The sequence below is a fragment of the Mesorhizobium sp. CNPSo 4661 genome (genome assembly GCF_057784215.1).
Map to the genome: position 1 here is coordinate 219,518 of NZ_JBWGIO010000009.1, position 24,784 is coordinate 244,301.

The window sequence follows — 24,784 nt, forward strand, 5'->3', positions numbered from 1 at the left end:
ATAGAGCTAAGCGGCTTCGGCCCGACACTTGGCGCAAACCCCACGAAACTCGATCACCGCCTTCTTGGCCGCGAATCCCGTCGAGCGCACCCACTCGTCCAGCCGGTGGTCGACATCGTGGTCGGACATCTCCGTCACCTGGCCGCAATTGTCGCAGATGGCGAAGGCCGTCATCGAATGGCTGTGGTCGTGCGGCTCGGCGCAGGCGACGAAGGAATTGAGGCTTTCGAGCCGGTGCACGAAGCCGGACTTCACCAGCGTGTCGAGCGCCCGGTAGACCTGCAGCGGGGCGCGGAAACCGCGCTCACGCAACTGGTCCAGCAGCGTATAGGCGCTGAGCGGCCCGCTGGACGCCTCGAGCTTCTCGAGCACGCAAAGCTGGTTCTTGGTCAGCGCATCTCTTGCCGTCATCTTGTTCGCCCAATCGACGCTTTGCACGCGCGACCGCATGCCAAGGACTTCAATTTCCCCTGAGATAGCGACGAACGACTGATTTTGCCACTGTTTCCGCAGCGCGTCTCTTCAGGCACAGGTCGGGCGAGATGGTTCGCCGGCTAAGCGCTACTTGCGCGGCGGCCCCTTGCGCTCGGCCGAAGCCGCCCACAGGTTGATGTCGGACTCGCGCGCATAAGTGTCGATCTCGGCAAGCTCGGCGTCGGAGAACTCGAGCGCCTTGAGCGCGCCGACGCAATCCTCGACCTGTTCCGGCCGGCTGGCGCCGATCAGTGCCGTCGTCAGCCGGCCCTTGCGCAGCACCCAGGCCAGCGCCATCTGCGCCAGCGTCTGGCCGCGGCGGCCGGCAACGGCGTTGAGCGCCTTGATGTTGGCGATCGACTTGTCGTTGATGAAGGCAGGCTTGAGCGACTTGCCTTGCGATGCACGGCTGCCATCGGGAATACCGCCGAGATATTTGTCGGTCAGCATGCCCTGCGCCAGCGGCGAGAACACGATCGAGCCGATGCCGAGCCCCTCCAGCGTGTCGAGCAGCCCGTCTTCCTCGACCCAGCGGTTGAGCATCGAATAGCTCGGCTGGTGGATCAGGCAGGGCGTGCCGAGCTGCCTCAATATGTCGGCCGCCTCGCGCGTGCGCTGCGAATTGTAGGACGAGATGCCGGCATAGAGCGCCTTGCCCGAGCGCACCGCGTGGTCGAGCGCGCCCATCGTTTCCTCGAGCGGTGTCTCGGGGTCGAAACGGTGCGAATAGAAGATGTCGACATAGTCGAGCCCCATGCGCTTGAGGCTCTGGTCGAGGCTGGCCAGCACATACTTGCGGCTGCCCCATTCGCCATACGGGCCGGCCCACATCTCGTAGCCGGCCTTGGTCGAAATGATCAGCTCGTCGCGATAGCCTGCGAAATCGCTGCGCAGGATCTCGCCGAACGCGGTTTCCGCCGAGCCGGGAGGCGGGCCGTAATTGTTGGCGAGGTCGAAATGCGTGATGCCGAGGTCGAAGGCCTTGCGCACGAGCGCCTGCTTGGTCTTGTGCGGCGTGTCGTTGCCGAAATTGTGCCACAGCCCGAGCGAGATCGCCGGCAGCTTCAGGCCGGACCGCCCGCAGCGGTTGTAGATCATCTTCTCGTAGCGGTTCTCGGCGGCGACATAGGGCATGGGGGAATCCTCAGGATACAAGCGGCGCAGAGATCGCCACCAGATAAATTGAATCGATGCTTGCCCCTAATCATTACCCTCTCCCCGCCGGAACGGGGAGAGGGGTCGCCACCTACTTTTTCTTCGCCAGCAGCGCCTTCGCGTCCTTGACGCCGAGCGCGGCCGGCCGCTCGCAGCTCGTCTGCATGGCGACATATTTGCCGCTTTCGCCGGAACGCAGGATGCCGGTCATCACATCGACGGCGTGCAGCGCCAGCTCCATCGAGCAGCGATGCGGCCGCCCTTCGCTTATGGCAACGGCCATGTCGGCGAGGCCGGCGGTGCGGTAGTTGGCCATCATGCCCTGGCCATGCATCTCGTTCGGCACACCGAACGGATGGTTCCATTTCGGCAGCTTCTTCACCGGCTTTGTGCCATTGGTGAAGCGCACCTCGCCGCCGAAGAAGTTCGGGTCCGGCACGAAGACGGTGCCCAATTCGCCATAGAGCTCCATCGGCGCGTGGCCGTGGCTCCAGACGTCCCAGCTGGTGTTGAGCGTGATCACCGCGCCATTGGCGAATTCGAGCAGCGCATGGATGGTGGTCGGCGTATTCACCGGGATTTTCTCGCCTGCGCGCGGCTGCGAGCTGATGGTGCGCTCCTTGGCCGGCGTCGTCGCGAAAGCCGCCACCTGCTTCACCGGCCCGATCAGCTGGATCAGGTTGGTGACATAATACGGCCCGATGTCCAGCACCGGACCGGCGCCCGGCTGGAAGAAGAAGTCCGGGTTGGGGTGCCAGTGCTCCATGCCATGGCCCATCACATGGCAGGTGCCGCTGGTGATCGCGCCGAGCTTGCCGCTGTCGATGAGATCGCGCACCAGCTGGTGCGCGCCGCCGAGGAACGTATCCGGGGCCGAACCGATGCGCAGGCCTTTCTTCTCGGCCCGTTTCTTGAGATCGAGCCCTTCCTCGATCGACAGCACGAACGGCTTTTCCGAATAGACATGCTTGCCGGCGTCGAGCACCGCTTTCGACACTTCATAGTGCACGGCCGGGATCGTCAGGTTGACGATGATGTCGATCTCGTCGTCCTTGAGCAGGTCGTCGACCGTCTCGGCGCGCAGCTTGAACTCCTTTGCCCGCGCTTTCGCGGCATCCATGTTGATATCCGCGCAGGCGCGCATCTTGATGCCGTGGAACAGCGGCGACAGCGAGAAATACGCCTTCGATATGTTGCCGCAGCCGATGACGCCGACGCCAAGTTTCTCTGCCATTTCGATTACTCCTGCCAGCTCTTGGCTGCCGCGATCGATCGCCGGGCATAGCGCTCGATGTCGTTGGGGTTGTCCTGCTCCATGATGAAATACTGCGCCGCGCTCTTGGCGCGCAATGTCTTGAACAGGCCCGCCCAGTCGATCGTGCCGTGGCCGACATCGGACCAGCCGTCCTCGTCGAGCCCCTCGCCGGGCTTGGCCATGTCCTTGACGTGGACGGCGACGATGCGCTTGCCGTGCTTTTCGATCCAGGGCAGCGGATCGGCGCCGCCGCGCACCACCCAGGCGACGTCCATCTCCCAGCCGATATCAGGTGCGGCGGACAGGATGTGGTCCTGCGGCAGCGAGCCGTCGGCAAGCGCCTTGAATTCGAAATCGTGGTTGTGCCAGGCAAAGCCGTAGCCGGCCTTCTTGGCGGTCTCGCCCACCTTGGCCAGACGCTCGCCGAAGCCGCGCCAGCCGGCGGCGTCGGACGGGCGCTGGTCGGGCATCAGATAGGGGCAGATCATGAGCTTGATGCCGAGCGCATCGGCGATTTTGCGCACGCCGTCGAAATCGTTCTCCAGCGCGTCGATCGAGAAATGCCCGGTCGGCATCGCAAGCCCGTTCTTGTCGAGCTCGGCGCGAAAAGCTTTCGGGTCGTCATAGACGCCGCCAAAGCCTTCGACCTGTTTGTAGCCGAGCTCGCCGAGCATTTTCACCACGTTGTTCCATGGCTGGAAATTGCGGGCGCTGTAGAGTTGGAATGACCAGTTCATCTGTCCTGTCCGTTCTGCTTGGGGGATGATTTTTCGGGAGTTAGAGGCGGCTGTCGGTCTCGGCGTCGAACAGCGAAGCGCGCGCCGGATCGAAGCCGATGCGGATCGCATCGCCGTTGTGCAGCGTTTTGTCGGCTTCGACGCGGAAGGAAAGGATTTGGCCGCCGAGCTTTGTCCATACCAGCGTGTCAGAGCCCATCGGATCGACGATCTCGACGGTGGACTCGGCGGTGAACGGCATGGCCCTCGCCGCTTCGCCGAAAGCAATATGCTCGGGCCGGATGCCGAAGACGCAGGGCTTTGCGGCGCGCCCTCCGTCGCTGTCGAACTGATAGCGGGCGAGCGGCACCGACATGCCGTCGGCCTCGAACACCGGCGCCTCGCCCGCTTCGAGCCGCCCCTTGAGAAAATTCATCGCCGGCGAGCCGAGGAAGCCAGCCACGAAGCGGTTGACGGGGCGGTTGTAGATCGTCTGCGGCGCGTCGAGCTGCTGGATCACGCCGCCCTTCATCACCGCGATGCGGTCGGCCAGCGTCATCGCCTCGATCTGGTCGTGGGTGACATAGATCATCGTGTTCTTGAGCCTGCGATGCAGAAGCTTGATCTCGACGCGCAGCTCGGAACGCAGCTTGGCATCGAGATTGGAGAGCGGCTCGTCGAACAGGAAGACGTCGACGTCGCGCACCAGCGCACGGCCGATCGCCACGCGCTGACGCTGGCCGCCCGAAAGCGCCGAGGGCTTGCGCTGCAACAGCGGGCCAATCTGCAGGATCTCGGCGGCGCGGGCGATGCGTTTGGCGATCTCCTCCTTCGGCACGCCGGCGACACGCAGGCCGAAGGAAAGGTTCTTCTCCACCGTCATCTGCGGATAGAGCGCGTAGGACTGGAACACCATGCCGATGCCGCGGTCCTTCGGCTCTTCCCAGGTGACGTTCTTGCCCTTGATGAAGATGCGCCCGTCCGAAATGTCGAGCAGGCCGGCTATGCAGTTGAGCAAGGTCGACTTGCCGCAGCCGGACGGGCCGAGCAGCACGATGAACTCGCCCTCGGCGACATCCAGGTTGAGTGTCTGCAGCACCGAGACGGCGCCGAAATTGAGCGACAGGTCCTGGATCGAAACGCTTGCATTGGCGATTTCAGCTTCCATCATCATCCTTTCACCGCGCCGGCGGCGATGCCGCGCACGAAGAGCTTGCCGGAAATGAAGTAGACGATGAGCGGAACCAGCCCGGTGAGGATGGTCGCGGCCATGTTGACGTTGTATTCCTTCACGCCCTGCACCGAGTTGACGATGTTGTTGAGCTGCACCGTCATCGGATAGGTGTCGGGGCGCGTGTAGACGACGCCGAACAGGAAGTCGTTCCAGATGCCCGTCACCTGCAGGATGATGGCGACGACGAAGATCGGCAGCGACATCGGCAGCATGATGCGCAGATAAATGCCCCAGAAGCCGGCGCCGTCGACGCGCGCCGCGCGGAACAGTTCCTCCGGCATCGAGGTGAAGTAGTTGCGGAAGAGCAGCGTCAGGATCGGCATGCCGAAGATCGAATGCACGATCACCAGGCCGGTCAGCGAGCCGTAGATGCCGATCTCGCGCAGGATGATGACGATCGGATAGATCATCACCTGGTAGGGGATGAAGGCGCCGACGATCAGGATGATGAAGAAGGTGTCGGCGCCCTTGAAACGCCAGTTGGCCAAGGCATAGCCGTTCACCGAGGCGATCGCGATCGAGAGCAACACCGACGGCACCGTGATGCGCACCGAATTCCAGAAGCCGCGCGAGAGCCCGTCGCAATTGAGCCCTGTGCACGCTGTCGCCCAGGCTTTGACCCAGGGCTCGAAGGTGATCTCCACCGGCGGCGAGAAGATGTTGCCGAGGCGGATCTCCGGCATGCCCTTCAGCGACGTGACGATCATCACGTAGAGCGGCAAGAGATAATAGAGCGCCACGACGATCAGCGTGCCGTAGAGGAAGATGTTGCGGCGCGACAGCACGTGCCGCGGCTTCGGCCCACTCGGGCCGGCATCGCGCCTGAGCGCTTGCGCGCTGGTGGACACGGAGGCGACGTCAGCCACGCTTCTTGCCTCCGAATTCGAGATAGGCCCAGGGCACGATGACGATCACCACCGACAACAGCATCATGGTCGAGGCGGCAAACCCCTGGCCGAGATTCTGGGCGAAGAACATGTAGTCGTAGACGTATTTCGCCGGCACTTCGGAGGCGATGCCGGGACCGCCGCTGGTCTGCGCCACGACCAGGTCGTAGACCTTGACGATGCCGGCGGCGATGATCACCAGCGTGGTGATGAAGACCGGCCGCATCATCGGGATGACGATGAAGAGATAGGTCTTCCAGGTTGGAATGCCGTCCACCCTCGCCGCCTTCCAGATGTCCTCGTCGATGCCGCGAAGGCCGGCGAGCATCAGGCACATGATCAGGCCCGTGCCCTGCCACAGAGCCGCGATCGAAATGCCGTAGATGACGATGCTGGAATTGTAGAGCGGGTCGAAGCTGAAGCTCGTCCAGCCGAGGTCGCGCACGACGCGCTGGACGCCGAAATCCGGATTGAGCAGCCATTGCCAGACCAGCCCGGTGACGATGAAGGACAGCGCGAAGGGATAGAGGAAGATCGTGCGGAACGTGTCCTCGAAGCGGATCTTCTGGTCGAGCAGGGCTGCAAGCAGGAAGCCGATGACCAGCGAGAACACCAGCGAGATGACGCCGTAGATCAGAAGATTCTCGATCGACACCAGCCAGCGCGATGTCGACCAGAGCCGGTGATACTGGTCGAGCCCGACGAAATTGAGCCGCGGCAAGAGCTTCGAATTGGTGAAGGAGTAGAGAACCGTCCACGCCGTGCCGCCGACGAACACCACAAGCGCAGTGAGCACCATCGGGATCGATGCGACCTTGGCGTTCAGGTTACGGAAAAGCTGGTTAGGGCGTTCGCTGTTGCTCATCTCGGCAGCCGGGCTGGGACAATGAGGACGTCATGCTCCCGACCCCCGATAGGCTGGGGCCGGGAGCGGGCGGGGGCGCCGGTTGTCAGTCCGCCGAACCGATGATCTCGGCGAAGCGCTTCTGCGCCTCTTCGACGGTCATGTCGGGCTTGGCGAAGAACTCGGAGAATAGGTCTTCCTTCTGCTTCTGGGTGTCCTGTGAAAGCAGTTGGTCCGTCCACGGCATGACCGCGCCCTTGGCGAGGATGGCGAGGCCCTTCTTCATGCAATCGTTGGCCGTGCCGAGGTCGACGTCGCCGCGCACCGGCAGCGAGCCCTTCTTGAGGTTGAAGGCAACCTGGGTCTTCGGATCGAGCAAGGTCTCCGCCAGAACTTCCTGGGCCTTGGCCTTGTCGGCATCCTTGAGCAGCGGGAAGTAGAAGGCGTCGCCGCCGGTAGCGATGACTTCGTTCAGGCCGAGGCCGGGCAGGCAGGTATAGTCCTTGCCGGCGGTCTTGCCGGCGACCTGGAACTCGCCCTGCGCCCAGTCGCCCATGATCTGGCCGGCAGCCTTGCCGGTGATGACCAGATTGGTCGCCTGGTTCCAGTCCTGCACATTGGTGTTCTTGGCCATCTTGCGGGCGTCGTCCGCCGCCTTGAACACCTTGGCGATCTCCGGACCGGCCGCAAAGGTGGCGTCCTTGTTCTTGTAGACCTTGAGGAAGGTGTCAGTGCCGCCAACAGCGGCCATCAGCACGTCGAAGGCGCCGGAAGCCTGCCAGGGCTGCCCGCCGACGGCGAGCGGAATGATGCCTGCCTTTTCCAGCGCCGGCGCGTCCGCCACGAATTCATTCCAGTCCTTCGGCAGCGGCAGGCCGGCCTTCTGGAAGGCCTCGTTGGACAGCCACAGCCACTGCCAGGATTGGATATTGACCGGCACGCAATAGATCTTGCCGCCGATGGTGCAGCTGTCGAGCAGGCTCTTCGGCCGCACGACCTCGGTCCACTTGCCCTTGGTGGCGATGTCGGTGAGGTCGCGCATCAGCCCGGCCTGCACCAGTTCCTCCGCCTGCCGGCCGTGGTTGAACTGCGTGGCGCCCATCGGATCGCCGCCGGTGATGCGGCTGATCATGATCGGCCGCGCCGTGCCGCCGGAGCCCGCAATGGCGCCGTCGACCCAGTGATTGCCTGTCGCGTCGAATGCCTTGGCAAGCTCGGCAACCGCCGCCGCCTCGCCGCCGGAAGTCCACCAATGGGTGACTTCCAGGTCGGTCGCGGCCGCCGGGCCGGCGAAGTTGAACGCAACCGTCGCGGCAAAGGCGGCAGTCATGAATTTGTATCGCATTTCGGCTTCCTCCCAGAATCTGAAACGTTACAGATTTTCGATACGGCAAATGGACTGCATAGGCAACCCCTCGCCTCAAAACCAATCAAGATTTTTTCGAGGCCCGAACAAAATCTCTCTTCTGGGATGGCAATGCCAACGTCGGAACAGTCGTTTGGTAGCAAAACCCAGCCTGAAGCCGAGATTTCTTTGTGATTCCAGAGACTTTCGGTTCGCCTCCGCAGCGCAATGGAATGCTTCCGGCCCTGCCGGCCGCTCACGAAGATTGGCAACCTGTAACGTTTCAGTATATTGAACCAGGCGACATGCTGAAGGTCGCGCAATTGTCAACGCCGCACGATTGCCGGCCGGCCTTGCGGCTGCTATGCGCCTGACGGGCGGGACGAATGGATAGACGGGTAACGAAGAAGGGCGACGACGACACGTCGGGCAAGGAGCGGCCGACTCTGAAGACGCTTGCCTTCATGACCGGACTTGGCGTCACGACGGTCTCGCGCGCGCTGAAGGATGCGCCGGAAATCGGCGCCGAGACCAGGCGCCGTGTCCAGCTCGTCGCCAAGCAGATCGGCTATCGCCCGAACCGCGCCGGCGTACGCTTGAGAACCGGCAAGACCAACGTCATCTCGCTTGTGCTGAACACCGAGCACGAGCTGATGAGCTTCGTTTCGGACATCATCTACGGCGTCACCGAGGTGATCGCCGACACGCCCTACCATTTGATCGTCACGCCCTATTCGCGCTCGCAGGATCCGCTCGACCCGGTGCGCTATCTGGTCGAGACGGGCTCGGCCGACGGCGTCATCATCTCGCGTACCCAGCCCAACGACCCGCGGGCGCGTTACATGCTGGAGCGCGGCATCCCCTTCGCCACCCATGGCCGCACCGACATGGGCCTGGTGCATCCCTATCACGACTTCGACAATTACGCCTTCGCCGGCGAAGCCGTGCGCTATCTCGCCGGCAGGGGCCGCAGCCGGCTTGCGCTGGTGACGCCGCCGGTCGGCCTCACCTATTACGGCCATACGCTGAACGGCTTTGCCGATGCGTTGAGCGAGGTGGGCGCCTCGGAGGTGCCATTCAACACCGTCTCCATCGACCAGTCGATCGAGCAGATCAGGATGCGGACTGCGCAGTTGATGCGGCGCAAGGACCGGCCGGACGGCTTCGTCAGCAGCGCCGCCGCCGCCACGCTCGCCATTGTGGCCGGCATCGAGGACGCCGGACTGAAGCTCGGCCGCGACGTCGACGTGGTCTCGAAACAATCGTCGGAACTGCTGCATCTGTTCCGGCGCGAGCTGCTGGTCGTCAACGAGAACTTCCGGCTGGCCGGCTTCGAACTCGCCAAGGCCGTGCTCGGCTGGATCGGCGGCGCTGATCCAGGCACGCTGCAATCGCTCAGCACGCCGAGCGAGGTCTTGCCCTATCGCGGTTAGCTCTGGTTCGTTGGAGATTGGCCGAAGCTCCTCAGCTTCGTCATTCCAGGGCGGAGCAGGAGCGAAGCTCCGTCGCGGAGACCCTGGAATCCATGCCGTGACCTTGGCCAGAAAACGCAGCGGAGCAGAATTCTGCTCGGTTGCGACACTCGGATGTCACGGAATGGATTCTAGGGTCTGCGCGCGTCGCTTCGCTCCTTGCTCCGCCCTAGAATGACGACCAAGCCTAGGCCGCTCCACTCCCCCACGGGCCGTGGAACGCCCCCTCTTCCCCGATGCGCTCAAAGCCATGCGCGCCGAAGAAATCGCGCTGCGCCTGGATGAGGTTCGAGGTGCCGCGTCTTTGGCGGTAGCTATCGAAATAGGCAAGCGCCGAGGACAGCGCCGGCACCGGCGAGCCAGCCTCGGAGGCGCGCGCCACGATGCGCCTCAGCGACGGATGCGCCTCCTTCATCATGGCGATGAAGGCCGGCGCCATCAAAAGGTTGGTGGACGCGCTGCCCGAGCCGAAGGCCTCGGCCATGGTGTCCAGCATCTGCGAGCGGATGATGCAGCCGGCGCGCCAGATCTTGGCGATGGTCGGCATCGGCAGGTTCCAGTTGAACTCCTTCGAAGCGCCGCTCATCACGGCAAAACCCTGCGCGTAAGCCGCGATCTTGCCGGCGAACAATGCGAGCTCCAGGTCCTTGAGCAGCGCGGCCCTGTCGCCCGCGATCTTTTCAACGCCGATATCGCCATAGGCCTTTTCCGCCGCCTGGCGCTCGTCCTTGATCGACGAGAGCACGCGCGCCGCGACCGCCGCCTCGATGGCCGTCGCCGGAATGCCGAGCTGCTGCGCCTCGATGACCGACCATTTGCCGGTGCCCTTCTGCCCGGCGCGGTCGAGGATGATGTCGACCACCGGCTTGCCGGTCTTCGCGTCGTCGGCGGCCAGCACTTTGGCGGTGATCTCGATCAGGTAGGAGTTGAGCCGGCCCTGGTTCCAGCCGTCGAAGACCTTGCCGATCTCCTTGGGCGCCATACCGAGCCCGTCGCGCAATATGCCGTAGATCTCGGCGATCATCTGCATGTCGGCATATTCGATGCCGTTGTGGATGGTTTTCACGAAATGCCCGGCGCCGTCATGCCCGAGCCAGGCGGCGCAGGGCTCGTCCTTGAACTTGGCGGAAATCGCCGTCAGCACGTTCTCGACGCGCTTCCAGGATTCTTCGGTGCCGCCGACCATGATCGACGGACCGTGACGCGCGCCTTCCTCGCCGCCCGAAACGCCCATGCCGATGAAGGTCAGGCCCGAGCCGGACAGCTCCGAGAAGCGGCGCATCGTGTCGCGGAAATTGGCGTTGCCGGCGTCGATGACGATGTCGTTGTTGGAGAGCACGCCGCGCAGTGCCGCGATCTGCTCGTCGACCGGCTTGCCGGCCAGCACCATGATGATGATCGGCCGCGGCGGCCGGATCGCCGCGGCGAGTTCCTCCAGGCTGTAGCACGGGACGACCATGTCCTTCAGCGAACCGGCGCTCTCGACGAAGGCGTCGGTGCGCGATGGCGTGCGGTTGAAGACGGCGATGCGGTGCCCGTGCTCGGCGATGTTGAGCGCCAGGTTGGAGCCCATCGTGCCAAGGCCGATCAGGCCGATTTCGGCTTTTTCCATCGTTTCTTCCCTACTTCCGGATGCTTGTTGCAGGTCGTGTTTATGGACGATGATTGACGGGCCTTGGCGACGACGTCAACCGCCTCTCCGATTTGTGTCGCGTTAGCGCTGAGTGAGATTCAGGCCAGGCCGAGCCGAGAATGGTGGGTTTCGAGAACCGGAGCGGAGCGTACTTAAGTACGTGAGCACCGGAAGCGCAAAAAACCGCCGTTCGTAGGCCGGCCTCACCTGAATATCACTCAGCGCGAATATCGATCGGCGCCTCTATCTTCACAATGTCGAAGTCCGAGACGAGGATATCGAGCCGCGCTGTCCAGCGGCCCGGTATCGGGATGACAAGATTATCGATGCGCCAGGTGCCGTCGCCGGGCTTTGTCGCCGGCCGCTTGATCGGCTCGATGCCGGAATCCGGCTTCGACAGCACCAGCGTCACCGCCTTGGCGTCCAGCGGTCCGAAATCGCCGGTCATGATCATTATCGAAGCGGCGACCTCGCCCGCGTGGCCGGGCATGACGCTGAGATCGGCCATCGCCTTCAGCGTGTGGATGTGGATCGACACCGGTTGCGCGGCGGCGATCGCCAGCGCGCGCGGCGGCGGGGTGAAGCGCCAGCCGGCGGCGACGCCGAAGATGGCAAGCACGATGAAAACCTCGATGCGGATGGAGCGCGCCAGCCGTCGCTGCACCTCCGTGTCGCCTGCCTCGGCGGGCGCGGTCAATGTCCAGCGGTTGACCGCGGCAAGCGTGAACAGGAAGAGCAGCAGAGCCAGCTTCAAGAGTAGCAGCCGGCCATAGGACGTATGGACCAGCGCCGCCGGCTGCTGCACCTGGATGATTGCCAGCATGATGCCGCTTGCGGCAAGCGCGATGACGACCGGCAGGATCGCGCGGGAGAAGCGCCGCAGAAAGGCTTTTGCTTCCGCGGGTTGCTGCCGCAGCGCTAGGCCGAGCGGCGCCAGCGAACCGGCCCAGAAGGCGATTGCGGCGCCATGCAGGAACACCAGCGGCCGCGTCAGCCATTGCGGCTCGGCGGCGCTGGCGTGGCCGCTCGCGGCGAGAGCGCCGCCGACACTGAGCAGTGCAGCACTTGCCGACAGCTTGCGAAGACCTGACGGCCCGGCAAGCGACAGCAGCGCGAGACCAAGCGCGATCACGCCTATCAGCACCGTCCAGACGAAGCTCGTCTCCAGCGCGGTCTTCCAGACAACCGGTGCCGCAAACCGGGCGAGCGGCGCGCCGAGCCCATCCAATCCCTGCAGGCCGAGCGATACCGGTGCGCCGGCCAGACCGAAAAGCAGCGCCGCGGTGACAAAGCGCTGGCCGCAACGCCGGTCCTCGGCCAGCCATGCAAGCGCGAACGCGCCGCCGACGCCGAGGAAGAGGCCGGCATAGAGAAACAGCCTGGCTGCCCAGATCGCCGCGCGCAACGTCCAGTCGACGGCTTCGGCCGCCACCGGCGCGGCACTTGGCGCACCTATGGAAAACAGCGCCGAACCGGCGACCGGATGGCCGTCGACCGACACCACTCGCCAGCTCAGCACATGCGTGCCGGATTTGAGCGTTTCAGGATTGTCGATCTCGACGGTCTGATCGTTGAGACGGAAGGATGTCAGCGCAATCTGCGAGCCGTCCGGCCGCACGAGCGTCAGGACCAGCGGCGAGACCGGCTCACTGAAGGTGAGTGAGAATTTGGCGGGACTTTGCGGCAGCACCGCGCCGTCGGCTGGATCGGTCGCGACCAGCGCCGCATGCGCAAGGGCGCGACCAGGCATGGCCAATACCGCCATCGCCATGAGCACCGCCACCAGCCAGGCAAGCGGGCCGGTATGCAGGTGGATCGTCGAGGAAGGCTGTGCTGCGTTCATGCCGTCATGACAGGAAATGGTGGCGCGCCCCGATGGAGCGCCACCGAAAGATCATTTCTTCGGCAGCAATTTGATGCCGGGCGCTGGAGTTTCCAAGGCGTCCTCATCCTGGCCCGTCGCCGGGATCTCGATCCAGCGATCGATCGCGTCGCCGCATTCCTGGACCACCGGAAAATAGAGCATCTGGCCGGCTGGTAGATCGGCCGCCAGCGAAGCGCGGAAGACAAACTCGTCATAGAACTCGTCGGGCAAATTGCCGCCGCTCCAGTCCACTTCCTTCACGCCGGTGGTCAGCGTCTCGCCATAGAGCTGGTAGGATTTCTCGTACCTGCCCTTCTTGGTCTGCAGTGTCCAGCCGGGCTTGGGCATCGGCTTCACCGCGATGACGCCTTCGGGGATCTGTACGCGCAGGGCGGTCGTCGCCTTGCCCTCGCAGCCATGCGGCACGCGCAGGACCGCCTTATAGGTGGAGTCGACAGCCGCTTCCTGCGTTTCAAGCGTGATGTGGGCGAGCGCGGCATTGGTCCCGAGCGCGCATAGCACGCCCGCCGCCAAAAGATACTTCCTCATGGATCGTCCCTCTGATTTCGAACTGGCGGATTACTCGGCGTGATCCATGTCCATATCGCCACTGCCGGTTTCGCCCATGCCTTCGACGGCAAACTCGACTTTGACGCTGCCGGCCTTCTCGAACGTCAGCGTCGCGGCGAATTTCTCGCCCTGCTTCGGCTGCCGCTTCAAGCCAGTGAACATCAAATGGTAGGCGCCCGGCTTCAGCGCGATCTTGCCGCCGGCCGGGATCTCCAGCCCGCCCTCGACCGGCCGCATGGTCATGACGCCGTCCTTGACGCCCATCTCATGCAGCTCGGCCTTGTCGGAGATCTCGGAGGAAATCGACAGCAGCCGGTCCGGCACGCTGCCCTTGTTGGTCACGGTGAAATAGCCGCCGGCCACCTTGGCGCCCGGCGGCGTCGCCCGCGACCAGGGATGCTCGATCTCGAGATTGCCGACCTTGAATTCATGCGCGATGGCGGCCGGAATGCAGGCCAAGAGAAGGACAACGAAAAGCGCGGCGAAGGCGAGACGCTGCCGCAAGCCGAGCTGCGGCTGACCGCGAAGGGCGAAGGCTCGCGCCTTGGGAAGAAGATTGGACATGGTTGCTCCATGGATAGGGAATCGCGCCGCAATGCGGTCGCGAGCAGTCTGATCATAGGATAGACAAGGCCGCGAAAGGTTCCGCGGATCAGCCGATTGCCGGCGGCGCGCGCGGATTGGCCGGCGAGCGATCGCGGGCGAAGTCGAGATGCTGGAAGGCCGGGGCCGCAAAAGCGAACGTCTCGGACGCCATCGCCCTGTGAAGCGCATTCGCTTCCGGCGGCGGTAGATGCGCCGTCGAGACCATGCTGCAGCCGAGCGAACAGCAGGCCGGCAGGTGTTGCTGATGGGGATCGCCGTCGGGGGGCTTTACAGCGCCTTCATGCGTGCAGATGACATTGCCGAAGGCGTCGAGCTGCGAAGACGCGCCGAAGGCGAACGCACCGAGAGAGGACTGAAGCAACAGAAGCAGCGCCGCGACGAACGCGGCCGGCATGCTCCATCGTTTCAGCCGGATATCCAATGCAAATCTCCCGGAAACTTGATCGACCCTAACATGGACGATGCGGCCGGAAAATCTGCAAAACCGCGCTGCGGCAACGCGGCGCGATGCGCCTGTTTTTATGGGTCTGTTGAGATTCAGGTCAGGCCGAGCCGAGAATGGTGGTTTCCGAGAACCGGCCTACGCCGGCCGTAGCCTTCCTAGAGCGGAGACCCTTATGAGGGCCTCGGCCGGCGAAGGCCGGAGCGGAGCGTACTTGAAGTACGGGAGCACCGGAAGCGCAGGAAGCCGCCGTTCGCAGGCCGGCATCACCTGAATATCAACAGACCCTCAGGCGGGCTGCGCCTGCCGTCCCTCGGGAATGGAGCTCAACAGCGTCTGGCGCGCCGACTTCAAATGCTTGCGGCAGGCGGCGTCCACCTTGCCGGGATCGCGCGATTTGAGCGCCGCGATATAGGCGAGGTGCTCCTGCACCGCGACCTCGTTGCGCTGGCGCTCCTCGGCCTTGTTCCACTGATAGTGGTAGTGGAAGATCATGGCGATGACATCGTAGAAGTCGACGATGAAGCGGTTGTGCGAGGCGCGGTGGATCAGCCGGTGGAGGCGCTCGTCGAGCTCGGAGAATTCGTTGAAGCGCGTGGCGATCTCGCTGGCGAGCTGGCGATGCTCGACCTCCAGCCCGTCGAGATCGGCCCAGACCGCGCTCTCCAGCGGTAGCGCGACAAACGCCGCCGCCGAGCGCAGCTCGAACATCTCGCGTATCTCGGTCAATTCGAGCGCGAAGGCGCGCGTGAAACCTTTCAGCACCCAATGGCTGTTGCGCCGTTTCTCGATCAGGCCGAAGCGCGAGAAGCGGATCAGGAACTCGCGCACGCTGGTGGTGCCGACGCCGATCTCGCGCGCCAGTTCCAATTCGTTGATCTGCATGCCGGCCTCGGCGCCACTGGCAAGCAGCCGTCGCATGAAGGAACGCTCGATGATCTCGGCCAGCGTGTCGGTCTCTTCCTCCGGGAAGAAATCCTCCGGCCGCGGCGCCCTGAGCACCGTCTTGCTGCGCTTGTTCCAGGCGATCAGCCCGGTCTCTTCCATGCGGGTAAGGATGCTGCGCACCGTGGTGCGGCTGACGCCGAGCAACGTGCCGAGCTCGGGCTCGGAGGGCAGGCTTTTGGATTCATCGAGCAGCCGCAGACAGCGGTTGAAGGCGTCCTTGTAGACGTTGTTGCTCTTCGACATTCCCTGCCCCGTTGCCTCGCCGGCGCTTGCGACGGCCGACTTGAGGCGCAATTATGGTGCGTTCCTAGCTCAAGCTTCCGAAAACAGGAAAGGTTTTCGCCGGCTTGCCAAACGGACACCCGCGCCGCCAGAGGGCGCGCGCTGTCCGCGACGAAAAAACAATTGACGCAAAAATGTTTTTTCCCGATAAAAGACATTACCTTTAAACGGGCGCGAGTCAATCCGCCCGCCTTCCCAGGATCCACCCAGGACAGCCGCCCGTGACCATTGCCAACACCATCCTTCTCTCACCCTCCGACAATGTCGCCGTCGCCAATGGGCGTATCGAGATTGGATCGCCCTTGCCGGGCGGCGCCGCCGCGACCGCCGTGATCGAGCCTGGCCACAAGGTGGCGATCAAGCCGATCGCCGCGGGCGAAGCGGTGGTGAAATACGCACAGGCGATCGGCCGCGCCACGCAGGCCATCGCGGCTGGCGAGCATGTCCATTCGCACAATCTGGTTTTCGAGAGCGGCCGCTTGCCGGTGGTGCCGCCGAGCGAGGCAGAGCACGCCACCGAGGCCGACCGCAAGCGTACCTTCATGGGCTACCGCCGCGCCGACGGCCGCGCCGGCACGCGCAACTTCATCGGCATCATCGCCAGCGTCAATTGCTCGTCGACCGTTTGCCATGCCATCGCGGACGAAGCCAACCGCACGCTTCTGCCGAAATATCCCGGCATCGACGGCTTCGTGCCGATCGTGCACGGCCAGGGCTGCGGCATGAGCGCCACCGGCGACGGCATGATGGTTCTGCACCGCACTTTGGCCGGCTATGCGCGCCACCCGAATTTCGGCGGCATCCTGATGGTGGGCCTGGGCTGCGAGGTCAACCAGCTCACCCTTTATGGTCAGAAGGGCGTGGCGGCGGGAAAACGCCATTTCAACATCCAGGAAGCCGGCGGCTCGCGCAAATCCGTCGCGCGGGCGATGGGCGTGCTGGCCGAGATCGCCGAGGAGGTCGGCCATCTGCAGCGCGAGCCGATACCGGTCTCGGAGATCGTCGTCGGCCTGCAATGCGGCGGCTCGGACGGCATGTCCGGCATCACGGCAAATCCGGCGCTGGGCGCCGCCGTCGATATCCTGGCCGGCTGCGGCGGCATCGGCATCCTGTCGGAAACGACCGAGATCTACGGCGCCGAGCATCTGCTTGCCTATCGCGCCGCCTCGCCCGAGATCGCCGCCAAGCTCGACGGCTTCGTGAAGTGGTGGGAGGACCATACCGCCAAGCACGGCGCCTCGATCGACAACAACCCATCGCCCGGCAACAAGCGCGGCGGCCTGACCACGATCCTCGAGAAATCGCTGGGCGCGGTCGCCAAGGGCGGCCAGACGCCGCTCAACGGCGTCTTCGGTTATGCCGAGAAGGTTTCGGGCAGCGGCCTGGTGTTCATGGACACGCCCGGCTACGACCCGGTCTCTGCCACCGGCCAGGTCGCCGGCGGCGCCAATGTCATCGTCTTCACCACCGGCCGCGGCTCCTGCTTCGGTTGCCGGCCGACGCCGTCGATCAAGGTCGCCACCAATTCGACCATGTATCACCAGATGGAAGAGGATATGGACGTCAATTGCGGTGTCATCGCCTCGGGCGAGAAGACCATCGCCGGCATGGGCCGCGAGCTCTTCGAGCTGATCATCGAGACGGCGTCCGGCCGCAAGACCAAGAGCGAGGCGTTCGGTTATGGCGACAACGAGTTCGTTCCCTGGCATCTCGGCGCGACGCTCTAGATCACGGACAACACGGCCACCGACGACGGGACCGGGGCAACCTTCCCGATCCTGCGATTTGGCTAGGGAATGAATATTCCACATTGACAGGATAATGGAATTAATGTTCCATGTTCAAGGGAGGAACGGAAGCGCGCTCGTATGCTGCCTGGGAGGGGAAGCCGGCTGAAGCCGACCAAACCCTATCCGGCAACACGTAAACGGCACCAGACACCGCTTGCATCGGCCACTGCGATGCACTATCAAAAAACGGCATCTGTTTTTTATTGATAAAGTTCTGTTTGGCTCGCGCCTATCCAGATGGAGCTTCCGTAAACCTTCACCAGGCGATTTTAGGGAGGAACCTAATGAAATTCGTGACCAGCCTTCTCAACCGCCGCGCCTTCGTGGCCTTGGCCGCCGCATCGATGCTCGCCGGCACGCTGCATTCCGCCCCTGCCTCGGCGGCCGACGTGACCATTCCGATCATCGTCAAGGACACAACCTCCTTCTACTGGCAGATCGTCCTGGCCGGCGCCCGCAAGGCGGGCAAGGATCTCGGCGTCAACGTGCCGGAACTGGGCGCGCAGGCGGAGACCGACGTGAACGGCCAGATCTCGATCCTCGAAAACGCCGTCGCCGGCAATCCGGCCGCGGTCGTCATCGCGCCGACCGAGGCCAAGGCGCTCGGCAAGCCGATCGACGAGGCCGCATCCAAGGTCAAGGTCATCGGCATCGATTCCAGCGCCGACTCCAAGGCCTTCACCTCCTTCCTCACCACCGACAACGTCCAGGGCGGCCGCGTCGCGGCTGACGGTCTGGCCGCCGCGATCGGCGCCGCCAATGGCGGTAAGGTCGAGGGCAAGGTTGCCCTGATCACCGCGCTCCCGGGCGCCGGCTCGCTCGAGCAACGCGCCCAGGGCTTCAAGGAACAGCTCAAGGCCAAGTATCCGGGTCTCGAGCTCGTTGCCGACAAATACGCCGACGGCCAGGCGACCACCGGTCTCAACATCGCGACCGACCTGATCACCGCCAATCCGGATCTGAAGGGCATATTCGCCTCCAACCTGATCATGGCGCAGGGCGTCGGCCAGGCGATCGCCGAGAACAACCTTGCCGGCAAGGTCGGCCTGATCGGTTTCGACAGCGACGAGAAGCTGATCAAGTTCCTCAATGACGGCGTCATCTCCGGCCTCGTCGTCCAGGACCCGTACCGGATGGGCTATGACGGCATCAAGACCGCGCTCGCCGCATCGAAGGGCGAGAAGGTCGAGGCCAATGTCGACACCGGCGCCAACCTGGTCACCAAGGCCAACATGAAGGACCCGAAGATCGACGCGCTGCTCAATCCGAAGCTCAAGTGAGATCTTCACGACAGTCGTTTCCGGGGCTTCGCGCCCCGGAAACATCCGCCGCGGCGGCTTGGAAATTCGACGCCTTACGTTAGCTTGCGTTCAAGGTGCGCGATCAAGACGCATCGCTGCGGATCCAACAGTTGAGATCAATCTGGGAGGATTGTCATGACGTCGACGGCGCAGGAACTGCATCCGCACCCCACGCTGGAGCCTGGCAGGACGATCCTCGAGCTCAACGGCCTCGAAAAGCGCTATCCCGGCACGCACGCATTGAAGCCCGTGCACCTTGCCTTCAAGGCGGGCGAGATCCACGCCATTGTCGGCGAGAACGGCGCCGGCAAGTCCACCCTCATCAAGCTTCTGACCGGCGTCATGCCGCGCACCTCGGGCGAGGTCGTCTGGGAGGGCAAGCCGGCGGCTTTGGCAACACCTCATGAAGCGATGGCGCTCGGCATCAACGCCGTCCACCAGGAGGTGGTGCTGTGCCGCCACCTCACGGTCGCCGCCAACATGTTCCTCGGCGAGGAGGAGTCGCGCTTCGGCATCCTTCAGCAGCGCGCCATGGTCAAGGACGCACAGAAGATCATCGACGATCTCGGCTTCGACCTGCCGGCGCATGTCGTTCTCGGCGACCTCACCATCGGCCAGCAGCAGCTGATCGCCGCCGCCCGCGCCACCGTGCGCGGCACGAAATTCCTGATCTTCGACGAGCCGACCGCCTACCTCACCCGCAAGGAGGCCGACCAGCTGTTCACGCTGATCCGCCGGCTGAAGGGCGAGGGTGTCACCATCATCTACATCAGCCACCGCATGGAGGAAGTGTTCGAGCTCGCCGACCGCGTCTCCGTTCTGCGTGACGGCACCCTGGTCGGCACCCGCAACATCGCCGAGACCAACGAGCCCGAGCTGGTCAAGCTGATGATCAACCGCTCGATCGAGCAGATCTACCACAAGGAGCACTTCACGCTTGGTGCCGCGATCGTCGAAACGAAGAACCTCTCCGGCAAAGGCTTCGAGAATGTTTCTCTGACTGTCCGCGCGGGCGAGATCGTCGGCCTCTACGGCCTGATCGGCGCCGGCCGCAGCGAGTTCGTCACGACGCTTTACGGCCGCCACAGGAAATCGGCCGGCCAGATACTGTGGCAAGGCAAAGAGGTCCAGGTCAATTCCGAGCACGACGCAATCCGGCTCGGCATGGCGCTGGCGCCCGAAAGCCGCCGCGACCAGGGCCTGTGCCTCAATTTGCCGGTCGGCATGAACCTCAACCTGCCGATCTACAAGCGCATTTCGAGCAACCTTCTGATTTCCGGCGCCAAGGAGAAGGCCGAGGCCGACCGCCAGATCGCCGACCTGCGCATCAAGACGCCGACGCGCCATGCGTTGGCCTCGAGCCTGTCGGGCGGCAACCAGCAGAAGATCGTCATCGGCAAATGGCTGGCGCATGGCGCCAAGCTGTTCATCTTCGACGAGCCGACAGTGGGCGTCGATGTCGGCACCAAGGCCGAGATTTACCGGCTGTTCAGCGTGCTCTTGTCGAAAGGCGCCGGCATCATCCTGATCTCGTCCTATCTGCCCGAGGTCTATGAGCTCGCCGACACGCTGCATGTATTCCGGCGCGGCAAGCTGGTCGCCACGCATGGCTTCCGCACTGCCGATCACGAGGAAATTCTCACGCAGGCGCTCGCCGAGAAACAAGAAAAACAGGGAGGTCAAACATGAGCACCGAGGCCATCGCCGCCGAAAAACCCAAGCGCAACTACAACGCCCTGTTCGGGCTGACGCTGCTGGCGCTGCTGGTTCTCCTGTGGGTCATCCTGTCGGTCGCGACGTCGAGCTTCGCCTCGGCCAACAACATTTCGAATCTGCTGCGCCAGGGTTCGATGATCGCCATCCTCGCAGTCGGCCAGACCTTCGTCATCATCACCGGCGGCATCGATCTTTCCGTCGGCGCGGTGGTCGGCTTCTCCACCGTCATCGCCGCAATGCTGATCAATGCCGGCGTGCCGGTCTTCGCCGCTATCCTGATCACGCTTCTGGTCGGCGTCGCCATCGGCCTGTTCCACGGTTTCGGCATCGTCAAGATGGGCCTGCCGCCCTTCATCATCACTCTGGCGACGCTGACATCGCTGCGCGGCATCGGACTGCTGATGACCAACGGCAATTCCATCTCGATCAACAACGACGCCTTCCAGGAGTTCTCGCGCAATTCCTTCGTCGGCGTCCCCAATTTGTTCTGGATGGTGATCCTTGTCGGCATCCCGGCCTACATCTTCCTGCATCACAGCCGATGGGGCCGCTATCTGTTCTCGGTCGGCTCCAATGCCGAGGCGTCGCGTCTATCCGGCGTCAACGTGCAGCGCACCATCTATATGGCCTATACGCTGTCCGGCCTGTGCGCGGCCTTCGTCGGCGTCCTGCTGGCATCCCGCATCGGCATCGGCAATCCGACCCAGGCCGAAGGTTGGGAGTTGCAGGCGATCGCCTCGTCGGTGATCGGCGGCACCTCGCTCTTCGGCGCGGTCGGGTCGGTGCACGGGCCGCTGCTCGGCGCTTTCATCCTCGCCACCATCAACAACGGCGCCAACCTGCTCAACGTCAACGCCTTCTGGCAGCGCATCATCACCGGCGTGCTGATCATCGTCATCGTCTACTTCGACGGTCTGCGCCGTCGCGGCAAATGAATCCTCCCTGAAACTCCGCGCCGGCCCGGTTCGACCGAGGCCGGCGCTCTTTTTTGGATTGCCCATGAAAGCCGTTGTCTGCCGCTCGCCCGGCGAGCTTGTCCTCGAAGACCGCGCCGCCCCAGCTACGCCGCCGCCCGGCTGGGCGCGCGTCGCGGTCAGCCATGTCGGCATCTGCGGCACCGACTACCACATCTTCGAAGGCAAGCACCCCTTCCTGGCCTATCCGCGCATCATGGGCCATGAGGTTTCCGGCACCATCGTCGAGAAGGGCGAAGGCGTCGATCTCGCGGTCGGCGAGCCGGTGATCATCAACCCCTATCTTTCATGCGGCAAATGCATCGCCTGCCGGCACGGCAAACCGAATTGCTGCGTGAAGATCGAGGTGCTGGGCGTGCATCGCGACGGCGCCATGTGCGACGAGATCCTGGTGCCGGCGCAAAACCTCTACCCGACGAACGGCCTGTCGCTGGCCGACGCCGCGGCGGTGGAATTCCTGGCCATTGGCGCGCATGCGGTGCGCCGCTCGCTCGGTCAGTCCGGCCAGCGCACGCTGGTCATCGGGGCCGGCCCAATCGGCCTTGGCACGGCGATCTTCGCGCGCATCGCCGGGCTGGATGTCAGCCTGCTCGACATGAGCGCTGAACGTCTCGGCTTCGCCGAAAAGGAACTCGGCTTTGCCCCGCTGGACAGCTCGAAAGCGGCGGCCGCCGACCTGGTGCGGCAGGCAACCGGCGGCGAAGGATTCGACCTTGTGTTCGACGCGACCGGCAACACCCAATCGGTGCAGTCGGCCTTCGCCCATGTCGCGCATGGCGGCACGCTGGTGCTGGTCAGCGTCGTCAAGGACGACATCACCTTCTCCGACCCCGAATTCCACAAGCGCGAGATGACGCTGGTCGGCAGCCGCAACGCGCTGAAAGCCGATTTCGACCATGTCGCGGCCTCGATCCGCAACGGCTCCGTGCCGTTGAACAAGCTCGTCACCCATCGCACGACGCTCGACGGAACGCCGCGCGACCTCGCCAGATGGACGCATGAGAAATCGGGGCTGATCAAGGCGGTTATCGAGGTCGGCTGAGCGCCGGCACGGAGATCTCGGCTCTGGATTCCTGGCAAATCGCGGCATTGGCGATTGGCCGAAGCGTTTGTCCCTCGTCATCCGCGGGCGGAGCAAGGAGCGAAGCGACGCGCGCAGACCCGAGGACCCATTCCGTGACGCCAACGCGTTGCGACGATCCAGAATTCTGCTCCGCTGCGCTCTACGATTAAGATAACGGAATGAATCCCCGGGTCTGCGCTCCGCTTCGCGTCGCTCCGCCCGTGGATGACGACCGCTGGGGTTATCGCCCGGAATGAAGTCGGAGGACTAATCGCCGGCCGACAGCCTCAGCTCCACCCGCTCCGCGGGAAAGCGCGACTCCGCGAACTGGATCGGCTGGCCATCGAGCGTGACGTTGACGGCGACGGTGACCAGCACGATGGCGCCCGGCTGCAGATCGAGCGCTGCAAGGTCGTCGGCATCGGCATGACGTGCCGACAGCACGGTCGATTGCCGCAGATAATCGTTGATGCCGAAACGCTTGAGCGAGGCGGTGATCGATCCCGTTTCCGCCATTGCGTCCTCGATGCCGGCGAAGCGCTGGGCGTCGAACCAGGTCGTCGCGCGCGATACTGGATGACCATCGGCCTCGCCACGCGTCTCCAGGCAAATGACGGCCGCGCCCTTGGCGATGCCCAGCGCCTCGGCGATGCGCCGGCTGGCCGGCTCCGTGGATGATGACAAGAGCGCGATGTGCCGCTCGCTCGTCTGCCCCTGCAGCCCGGTCGAGAAGCGCGTGCGCGCACCGATCGGATAGGACAGCCGCTTGCGCGACAAGACAAAGGTGCCGCGTCCCTGCTCGGCCTTCAGCACGCCTTCCTGCACAAGTGCTGCGATGGCGCTGCGCACGGTGTGGCGGTTGACGCCATAACGTTCAGCCAGCGCGACTTCGGGCGGCAGCGCCGCATTCTCGGCGAAATCGCCGCTTGCGATCCCCTGCAATATCTTGTCGGCGATCTGCCGCCACAGCGACACGCCGTTGCGCCTTTCGATACTAGCCGCCAGTCCAGTCACCTATCGCCCCCAAGCATTTTTCCCGCCCTTGTCATCCACCCGTCATGGACTCCCGTTACGAGGTGAGTATAATTTGTATAGTTGTCTATATCAATAGACAAATTTATGCATGCAAGGAGCGATGCCATGCGAGGACAGGAAGCGCGCGAGCAGGCCGGGCGAAAGGCCTTGATGGCGACGCTGGCGCATGCCGCGGCCGATGAGATCGCCCGTCTGTGGAGCGAAGCGGGCCTGCCTTCTGAGGCGGAGCTTTTGCGCGGTCCGGAGACCGGTCTGGTGACGGTGCGCGGGCGGATCGGCGGCGGCGGCGCGCCGTTCAATGTCGGCGAGGCGACGGTCACCCGCGCCACGGTGCGGCTGCCCTCCGGCCAGGTCGGCCATTCCTATGCGCTCGGCCGCGACAAGGGAAAAGCAAAGCTGGCGGCGATCGCCGACGCGCTCTGGCAGGACCCGGCACATCGCGAAGCGGTCGAGACGAAGCTCGCCGCGCCCTTGCGCGCGGCGCTCGATGCGGCGCGCGAGACAAAGCGCGTCGAAACGGCGGCAACGAAAGTGGATTTCTTCACCATGGTGCGCGGAGAGGACTGATGAACATCGCCACGCAATCGATCGACGGCGGTTTCGCCGAGCCGGTCTTCAACGCCCAGGCCGTGTTCCGCGCCATTATGGATGCGATGGCGCGCCCCGGCACCGTCCAGGAGCTGCCGCAGCTCGCCCGTCCGCCGGCGCCTTTGTCGGCGACTGCCGGCGCCGTGGCGCTGGCACTCTGCGACAACGACACGCCGGTCTGGCTCGACCACGCGCTGCAGGCGGAGGCCTCGGTCAAGGCCTGGCTCGGCTTTCACACCGGCGCGCCTTTGGCCAACACGCCGGCCGACGCGCATTTCGCCTTTATCGCCAATCCGAAGGAGATGGCGGCGATCGACGGTTTCTCGCAGGGCACGCAGGAATATCCCGACCGCTCGACGACGCTGATCCTGCTCACCAGCGATCTCGGTTCCGGCCCGACGCTGCTGCTCGAAGGCCCCGGCATCGAGAAGACGGCGATGATCGCGCCGACCGGCATGCCGCGCCATTTCGTCGAGCAGTGGAAGCAGAACAACCAGCGTTTCCCGCGCGGCGTCGACATCATCCTGGCGGCGCCCGGTAGCCTCGCCTGCCTGCCGCGCACCACCCGCATCAAGTCGATGGAGGCATGA

23 protein-coding genes are annotated in these 24,784 nt (G+C 64.1%); 8 read left to right on the forward strand and 15 right to left on the reverse strand.

Annotated features, from left to right (window positions below):
• Nucleotides 1-6 precede the first annotated feature (6 nt).
• The 8 genes from AC0YKC_RS15605 to AC0YKC_RS15640 form a co-directional block, all read right to left on the reverse strand.
• Nucleotides 7-411 (reverse strand): Fur family transcriptional regulator, encoded by a 405-nt coding sequence (locus tag AC0YKC_RS15605; RefSeq protein ID WP_041003614.1) that lies wholly within the window; start codon nucleotides 409-411, stop codon nucleotides 7-9.
• A 150-nt stretch (nucleotides 412-561) separates the two neighbouring features.
• Complete coding sequence (gene mgrA / locus AC0YKC_RS15610) at nucleotides 562-1,608, reverse strand: L-glyceraldehyde 3-phosphate reductase (protein WP_488511667.1); 1,047 nt, start codon at nucleotides 1,606-1,608, stop codon at nucleotides 562-564.
• Nucleotides 1,609-1,720: 112 nt separating this feature from the next.
• Complete coding sequence (locus AC0YKC_RS15615) at nucleotides 1,721-2,863, reverse strand: Gfo/Idh/MocA family protein (protein ID WP_488511668.1); 1,143 nt, start codon at nucleotides 2,861-2,863, stop codon at nucleotides 1,721-1,723.
• Nucleotides 2,864-2,868: 5 nt separating this feature from the next.
• Nucleotides 2,869-3,621, reverse strand: a complete 753-nt coding sequence (locus AC0YKC_RS15620) for a sugar phosphate isomerase/epimerase family protein (protein WP_488511669.1) — start codon at nucleotides 3,619-3,621, stop codon at nucleotides 2,869-2,871.
• A gap of 40 nt (nucleotides 3,622-3,661) precedes the next feature.
• Nucleotides 3,662-4,771, reverse strand: coding sequence for an ABC transporter ATP-binding protein (locus AC0YKC_RS15625; protein ID WP_488511671.1), 1,110 nt, complete (start codon nucleotides 4,769-4,771; stop codon nucleotides 3,662-3,664).
• Nucleotides 4,771-5,700, reverse strand: coding sequence for a carbohydrate ABC transporter permease (locus AC0YKC_RS15630; protein WP_488511672.1), 930 nt, complete (start codon nucleotides 5,698-5,700; stop codon nucleotides 4,771-4,773). The genes AC0YKC_RS15625 and AC0YKC_RS15630 overlap by 1 nt, the downstream gene beginning before the upstream one ends.
• On the reverse strand, nucleotides 5,693-6,586 hold the full coding sequence (locus AC0YKC_RS15635) for a carbohydrate ABC transporter permease (protein WP_320296926.1): 894 nt from the start codon (nucleotides 6,584-6,586) through the stop codon (nucleotides 5,693-5,695). The genes AC0YKC_RS15630 and AC0YKC_RS15635 overlap by 8 nt, the downstream gene beginning before the upstream one ends.
• A gap of 85 nt (nucleotides 6,587-6,671) precedes the next feature.
• Entirely contained in the window at nucleotides 6,672-7,910 is a 1,239-nt protein-coding gene (locus AC0YKC_RS15640; RefSeq protein WP_488511673.1) for an ABC transporter substrate-binding protein, read from the reverse strand.
• A gap of 386 nt (nucleotides 7,911-8,296) precedes the next feature.
• On the opposite strand from AC0YKC_RS15640, the gene AC0YKC_RS15645 reads away from it, so the two are divergent.
• Entirely contained in the window at nucleotides 8,297-9,343 is a 1,047-nt protein-coding gene (locus AC0YKC_RS15645) for a LacI family transcriptional regulator (RefSeq protein WP_488511674.1), read from the forward strand.
• 226 nt (nucleotides 9,344-9,569) lie between these two features.
• Here the strand turns inward: AC0YKC_RS15645 and gndA are convergent, their stop codons facing one another.
• The 6 genes from gndA to AC0YKC_RS15675 form a co-directional block, all read right to left on the reverse strand.
• Nucleotides 9,570-10,994, reverse strand: coding sequence for an NADP-dependent phosphogluconate dehydrogenase (gene gndA / locus AC0YKC_RS15650; protein ID WP_488511675.1), 1,425 nt, complete (start codon nucleotides 10,992-10,994; stop codon nucleotides 9,570-9,572).
• Nucleotides 10,995-11,229: 235 nt separating this feature from the next.
• Nucleotides 11,230-12,858, reverse strand: a complete 1,629-nt coding sequence (locus tag AC0YKC_RS15655) for a copper resistance CopC/CopD family protein (protein WP_488511676.1) — start codon at nucleotides 12,856-12,858, stop codon at nucleotides 11,230-11,232.
• Between the two features lie 51 nt (nucleotides 12,859-12,909).
• A complete protein-coding gene (locus tag AC0YKC_RS15660) occupies nucleotides 12,910-13,428 on the reverse strand; it encodes a YcnI family copper-binding membrane protein (protein ID WP_488511677.1) in 519 nt (172 codons plus the stop codon).
• 30 nt (nucleotides 13,429-13,458) lie between these two features.
• Complete coding sequence (locus AC0YKC_RS15665) at nucleotides 13,459-14,013, reverse strand: copper chaperone PCu(A)C (RefSeq protein WP_488511678.1); 555 nt, start codon at nucleotides 14,011-14,013, stop codon at nucleotides 13,459-13,461.
• Between the two features lie 88 nt (nucleotides 14,014-14,101).
• The gene (locus tag AC0YKC_RS15670; protein ID WP_488511679.1) at nucleotides 14,102-14,449 is read right to left on the reverse strand and encodes a DUF2946 family protein; all 348 of its coding nucleotides are present in this window, start codon (nucleotides 14,447-14,449) and stop codon (nucleotides 14,102-14,104) included.
• 336 nt (nucleotides 14,450-14,785) lie between these two features.
• Nucleotides 14,786-15,688, reverse strand: coding sequence for a GntR family transcriptional regulator (locus tag AC0YKC_RS15675; protein WP_320296934.1), 903 nt, complete (start codon nucleotides 15,686-15,688; stop codon nucleotides 14,786-14,788).
• A 260-nt stretch (nucleotides 15,689-15,948) separates the two neighbouring features.
• Between AC0YKC_RS15675 and AC0YKC_RS15680 the strand changes: the two genes are divergently transcribed.
• From AC0YKC_RS15680 to AC0YKC_RS15700, 5 genes are all read left to right on the forward strand, one after another.
• Nucleotides 15,949-17,454: a UxaA family hydrolase gene (locus tag AC0YKC_RS15680; protein ID WP_488511680.1), complete on the forward strand. Its 1,506-nt coding sequence runs from the start codon at nucleotides 15,949-15,951 to the stop codon at nucleotides 17,452-17,454.
• A gap of 347 nt (nucleotides 17,455-17,801) precedes the next feature.
• Entirely contained in the window at nucleotides 17,802-18,797 is a 996-nt protein-coding gene (locus tag AC0YKC_RS15685) for an ABC transporter substrate-binding protein (protein WP_320296936.1), read from the forward strand.
• A 156-nt stretch (nucleotides 18,798-18,953) separates the two neighbouring features.
• The gene (locus AC0YKC_RS15690) at nucleotides 18,954-20,507 is read left to right on the forward strand and encodes a sugar ABC transporter ATP-binding protein (RefSeq protein ID WP_320296937.1); all 1,554 of its coding nucleotides are present in this window, start codon (nucleotides 18,954-18,956) and stop codon (nucleotides 20,505-20,507) included.
• Entirely contained in the window at nucleotides 20,504-21,469 is a 966-nt protein-coding gene (locus tag AC0YKC_RS15695; RefSeq protein ID WP_320296938.1) for an ABC transporter permease, read from the forward strand. The genes AC0YKC_RS15690 and AC0YKC_RS15695 overlap by 4 nt, the downstream gene beginning before the upstream one ends.
• Nucleotides 21,470-21,533: 64 nt before the next feature.
• Entirely contained in the window at nucleotides 21,534-22,550 is a 1,017-nt protein-coding gene (locus AC0YKC_RS15700; protein WP_488511681.1) for a zinc-binding alcohol dehydrogenase family protein, read from the forward strand.
• A 288-nt stretch (nucleotides 22,551-22,838) separates the two neighbouring features.
• On the opposite strand, the gene phnF is transcribed toward AC0YKC_RS15700, so the two are convergent.
• Nucleotides 22,839-23,585, reverse strand: a complete 747-nt coding sequence (gene phnF, locus AC0YKC_RS15705) for a phosphonate metabolism transcriptional regulator PhnF (protein WP_488511682.1) — start codon at nucleotides 23,583-23,585, stop codon at nucleotides 22,839-22,841.
• Between the two features lie 126 nt (nucleotides 23,586-23,711).
• Here phnF and phnG point away from each other — a divergent pair, with 126 nt between their 5' ends.
• A complete protein-coding gene (gene phnG, locus AC0YKC_RS15710; protein WP_434724051.1) occupies nucleotides 23,712-24,173 on the forward strand; it encodes a phosphonate C-P lyase system protein PhnG in 462 nt (153 codons plus the stop codon).
• Entirely contained in the window at nucleotides 24,173-24,784 is a 612-nt protein-coding gene (gene phnH / locus AC0YKC_RS15715) for a phosphonate C-P lyase system protein PhnH (protein ID WP_488511683.1), read from the forward strand. Before phnG ends, phnH begins: the two co-directional genes overlap by 1 nt.

Excerpts from the sequence above, each read along its gene's own strand:
- AC0YKC_RS15605 (WP_041003614.1), bottom strand. The coding sequence starts at position 411 with ATGACGGCAAGAGATGCGCTGACCAAGAACCAGCTTTGCGTGCTCGAG.
- mgrA (WP_488511667.1), bottom strand. The coding sequence starts at position 1,608 with ATGCCCTATGTCGCCGCCGAGAACCGCTACGAGAAGATGATCTACAAC.
- AC0YKC_RS15615 (WP_488511668.1), bottom strand. The coding sequence starts at position 2,863 with ATGGCAGAGAAACTTGGCGTCGGCGTCATCGGCTGCGGCAACATATCG.
- AC0YKC_RS15620 (WP_488511669.1), bottom strand. The coding sequence starts at position 3,621 with ATGAACTGGTCATTCCAACTCTACAGCGCCCGCAATTTCCAGCCATGG.
- AC0YKC_RS15625 (WP_488511671.1), bottom strand. The coding sequence starts at position 4,771 with ATGATGGAAGCTGAAATCGCCAATGCAAGCGTTTCGATCCAGGACCTG.
- AC0YKC_RS15635 (WP_320296926.1), bottom strand. The coding sequence starts at position 6,586 with ATGAGCAACAGCGAACGCCCTAACCAGCTTTTCCGTAACCTGAACGCC.
- AC0YKC_RS15640 (WP_488511673.1), bottom strand. The coding sequence starts at position 7,910 with ATGCGATACAAATTCATGACTGCCGCCTTTGCCGCGACGGTTGCGTTC.
- AC0YKC_RS15645 (WP_488511674.1), top strand. The coding sequence starts at position 8,297 with ATGGATAGACGGGTAACGAAGAAGGGCGACGACGACACGTCGGGCAAG.
- gndA (WP_488511675.1), bottom strand. The coding sequence starts at position 10,994 with ATGGAAAAAGCCGAAATCGGCCTGATCGGCCTTGGCACGATGGGCTCC.
- AC0YKC_RS15655 (WP_488511676.1), bottom strand. The coding sequence starts at position 12,858 with ATGAACGCAGCACAGCCTTCCTCGACGATCCACCTGCATACCGGCCCG.
- AC0YKC_RS15660 (WP_488511677.1), bottom strand. The coding sequence starts at position 13,428 with ATGAGGAAGTATCTTTTGGCGGCGGGCGTGCTATGCGCGCTCGGGACC.
- AC0YKC_RS15665 (WP_488511678.1), bottom strand. The coding sequence starts at position 14,013 with ATGTCCAATCTTCTTCCCAAGGCGCGAGCCTTCGCCCTTCGCGGTCAG.
- AC0YKC_RS15670 (WP_488511679.1), bottom strand. The coding sequence starts at position 14,449 with ATGCCGGCCGCGTTCGTCGCGGCGCTGCTTCTGTTGCTTCAGTCCTCT.
- AC0YKC_RS15675 (WP_320296934.1), bottom strand. The coding sequence starts at position 15,688 with ATGTCGAAGAGCAACAACGTCTACAAGGACGCCTTCAACCGCTGTCTG.
- AC0YKC_RS15685 (WP_320296936.1), top strand. The coding sequence starts at position 17,802 with ATGAAATTCGTGACCAGCCTTCTCAACCGCCGCGCCTTCGTGGCCTTG.
- AC0YKC_RS15690 (WP_320296937.1), top strand. The coding sequence starts at position 18,954 with ATGACGTCGACGGCGCAGGAACTGCATCCGCACCCCACGCTGGAGCCT.
- AC0YKC_RS15695 (WP_320296938.1), top strand. The coding sequence starts at position 20,504 with ATGAGCACCGAGGCCATCGCCGCCGAAAAACCCAAGCGCAACTACAAC.
- AC0YKC_RS15700 (WP_488511681.1), top strand. The coding sequence starts at position 21,534 with ATGAAAGCCGTTGTCTGCCGCTCGCCCGGCGAGCTTGTCCTCGAAGAC.
- phnG (WP_434724051.1), top strand. The coding sequence starts at position 23,712 with ATGCGAGGACAGGAAGCGCGCGAGCAGGCCGGGCGAAAGGCCTTGATG.
- phnH (WP_488511683.1), top strand. The coding sequence starts at position 24,173 with ATGAACATCGCCACGCAATCGATCGACGGCGGTTTCGCCGAGCCGGTC.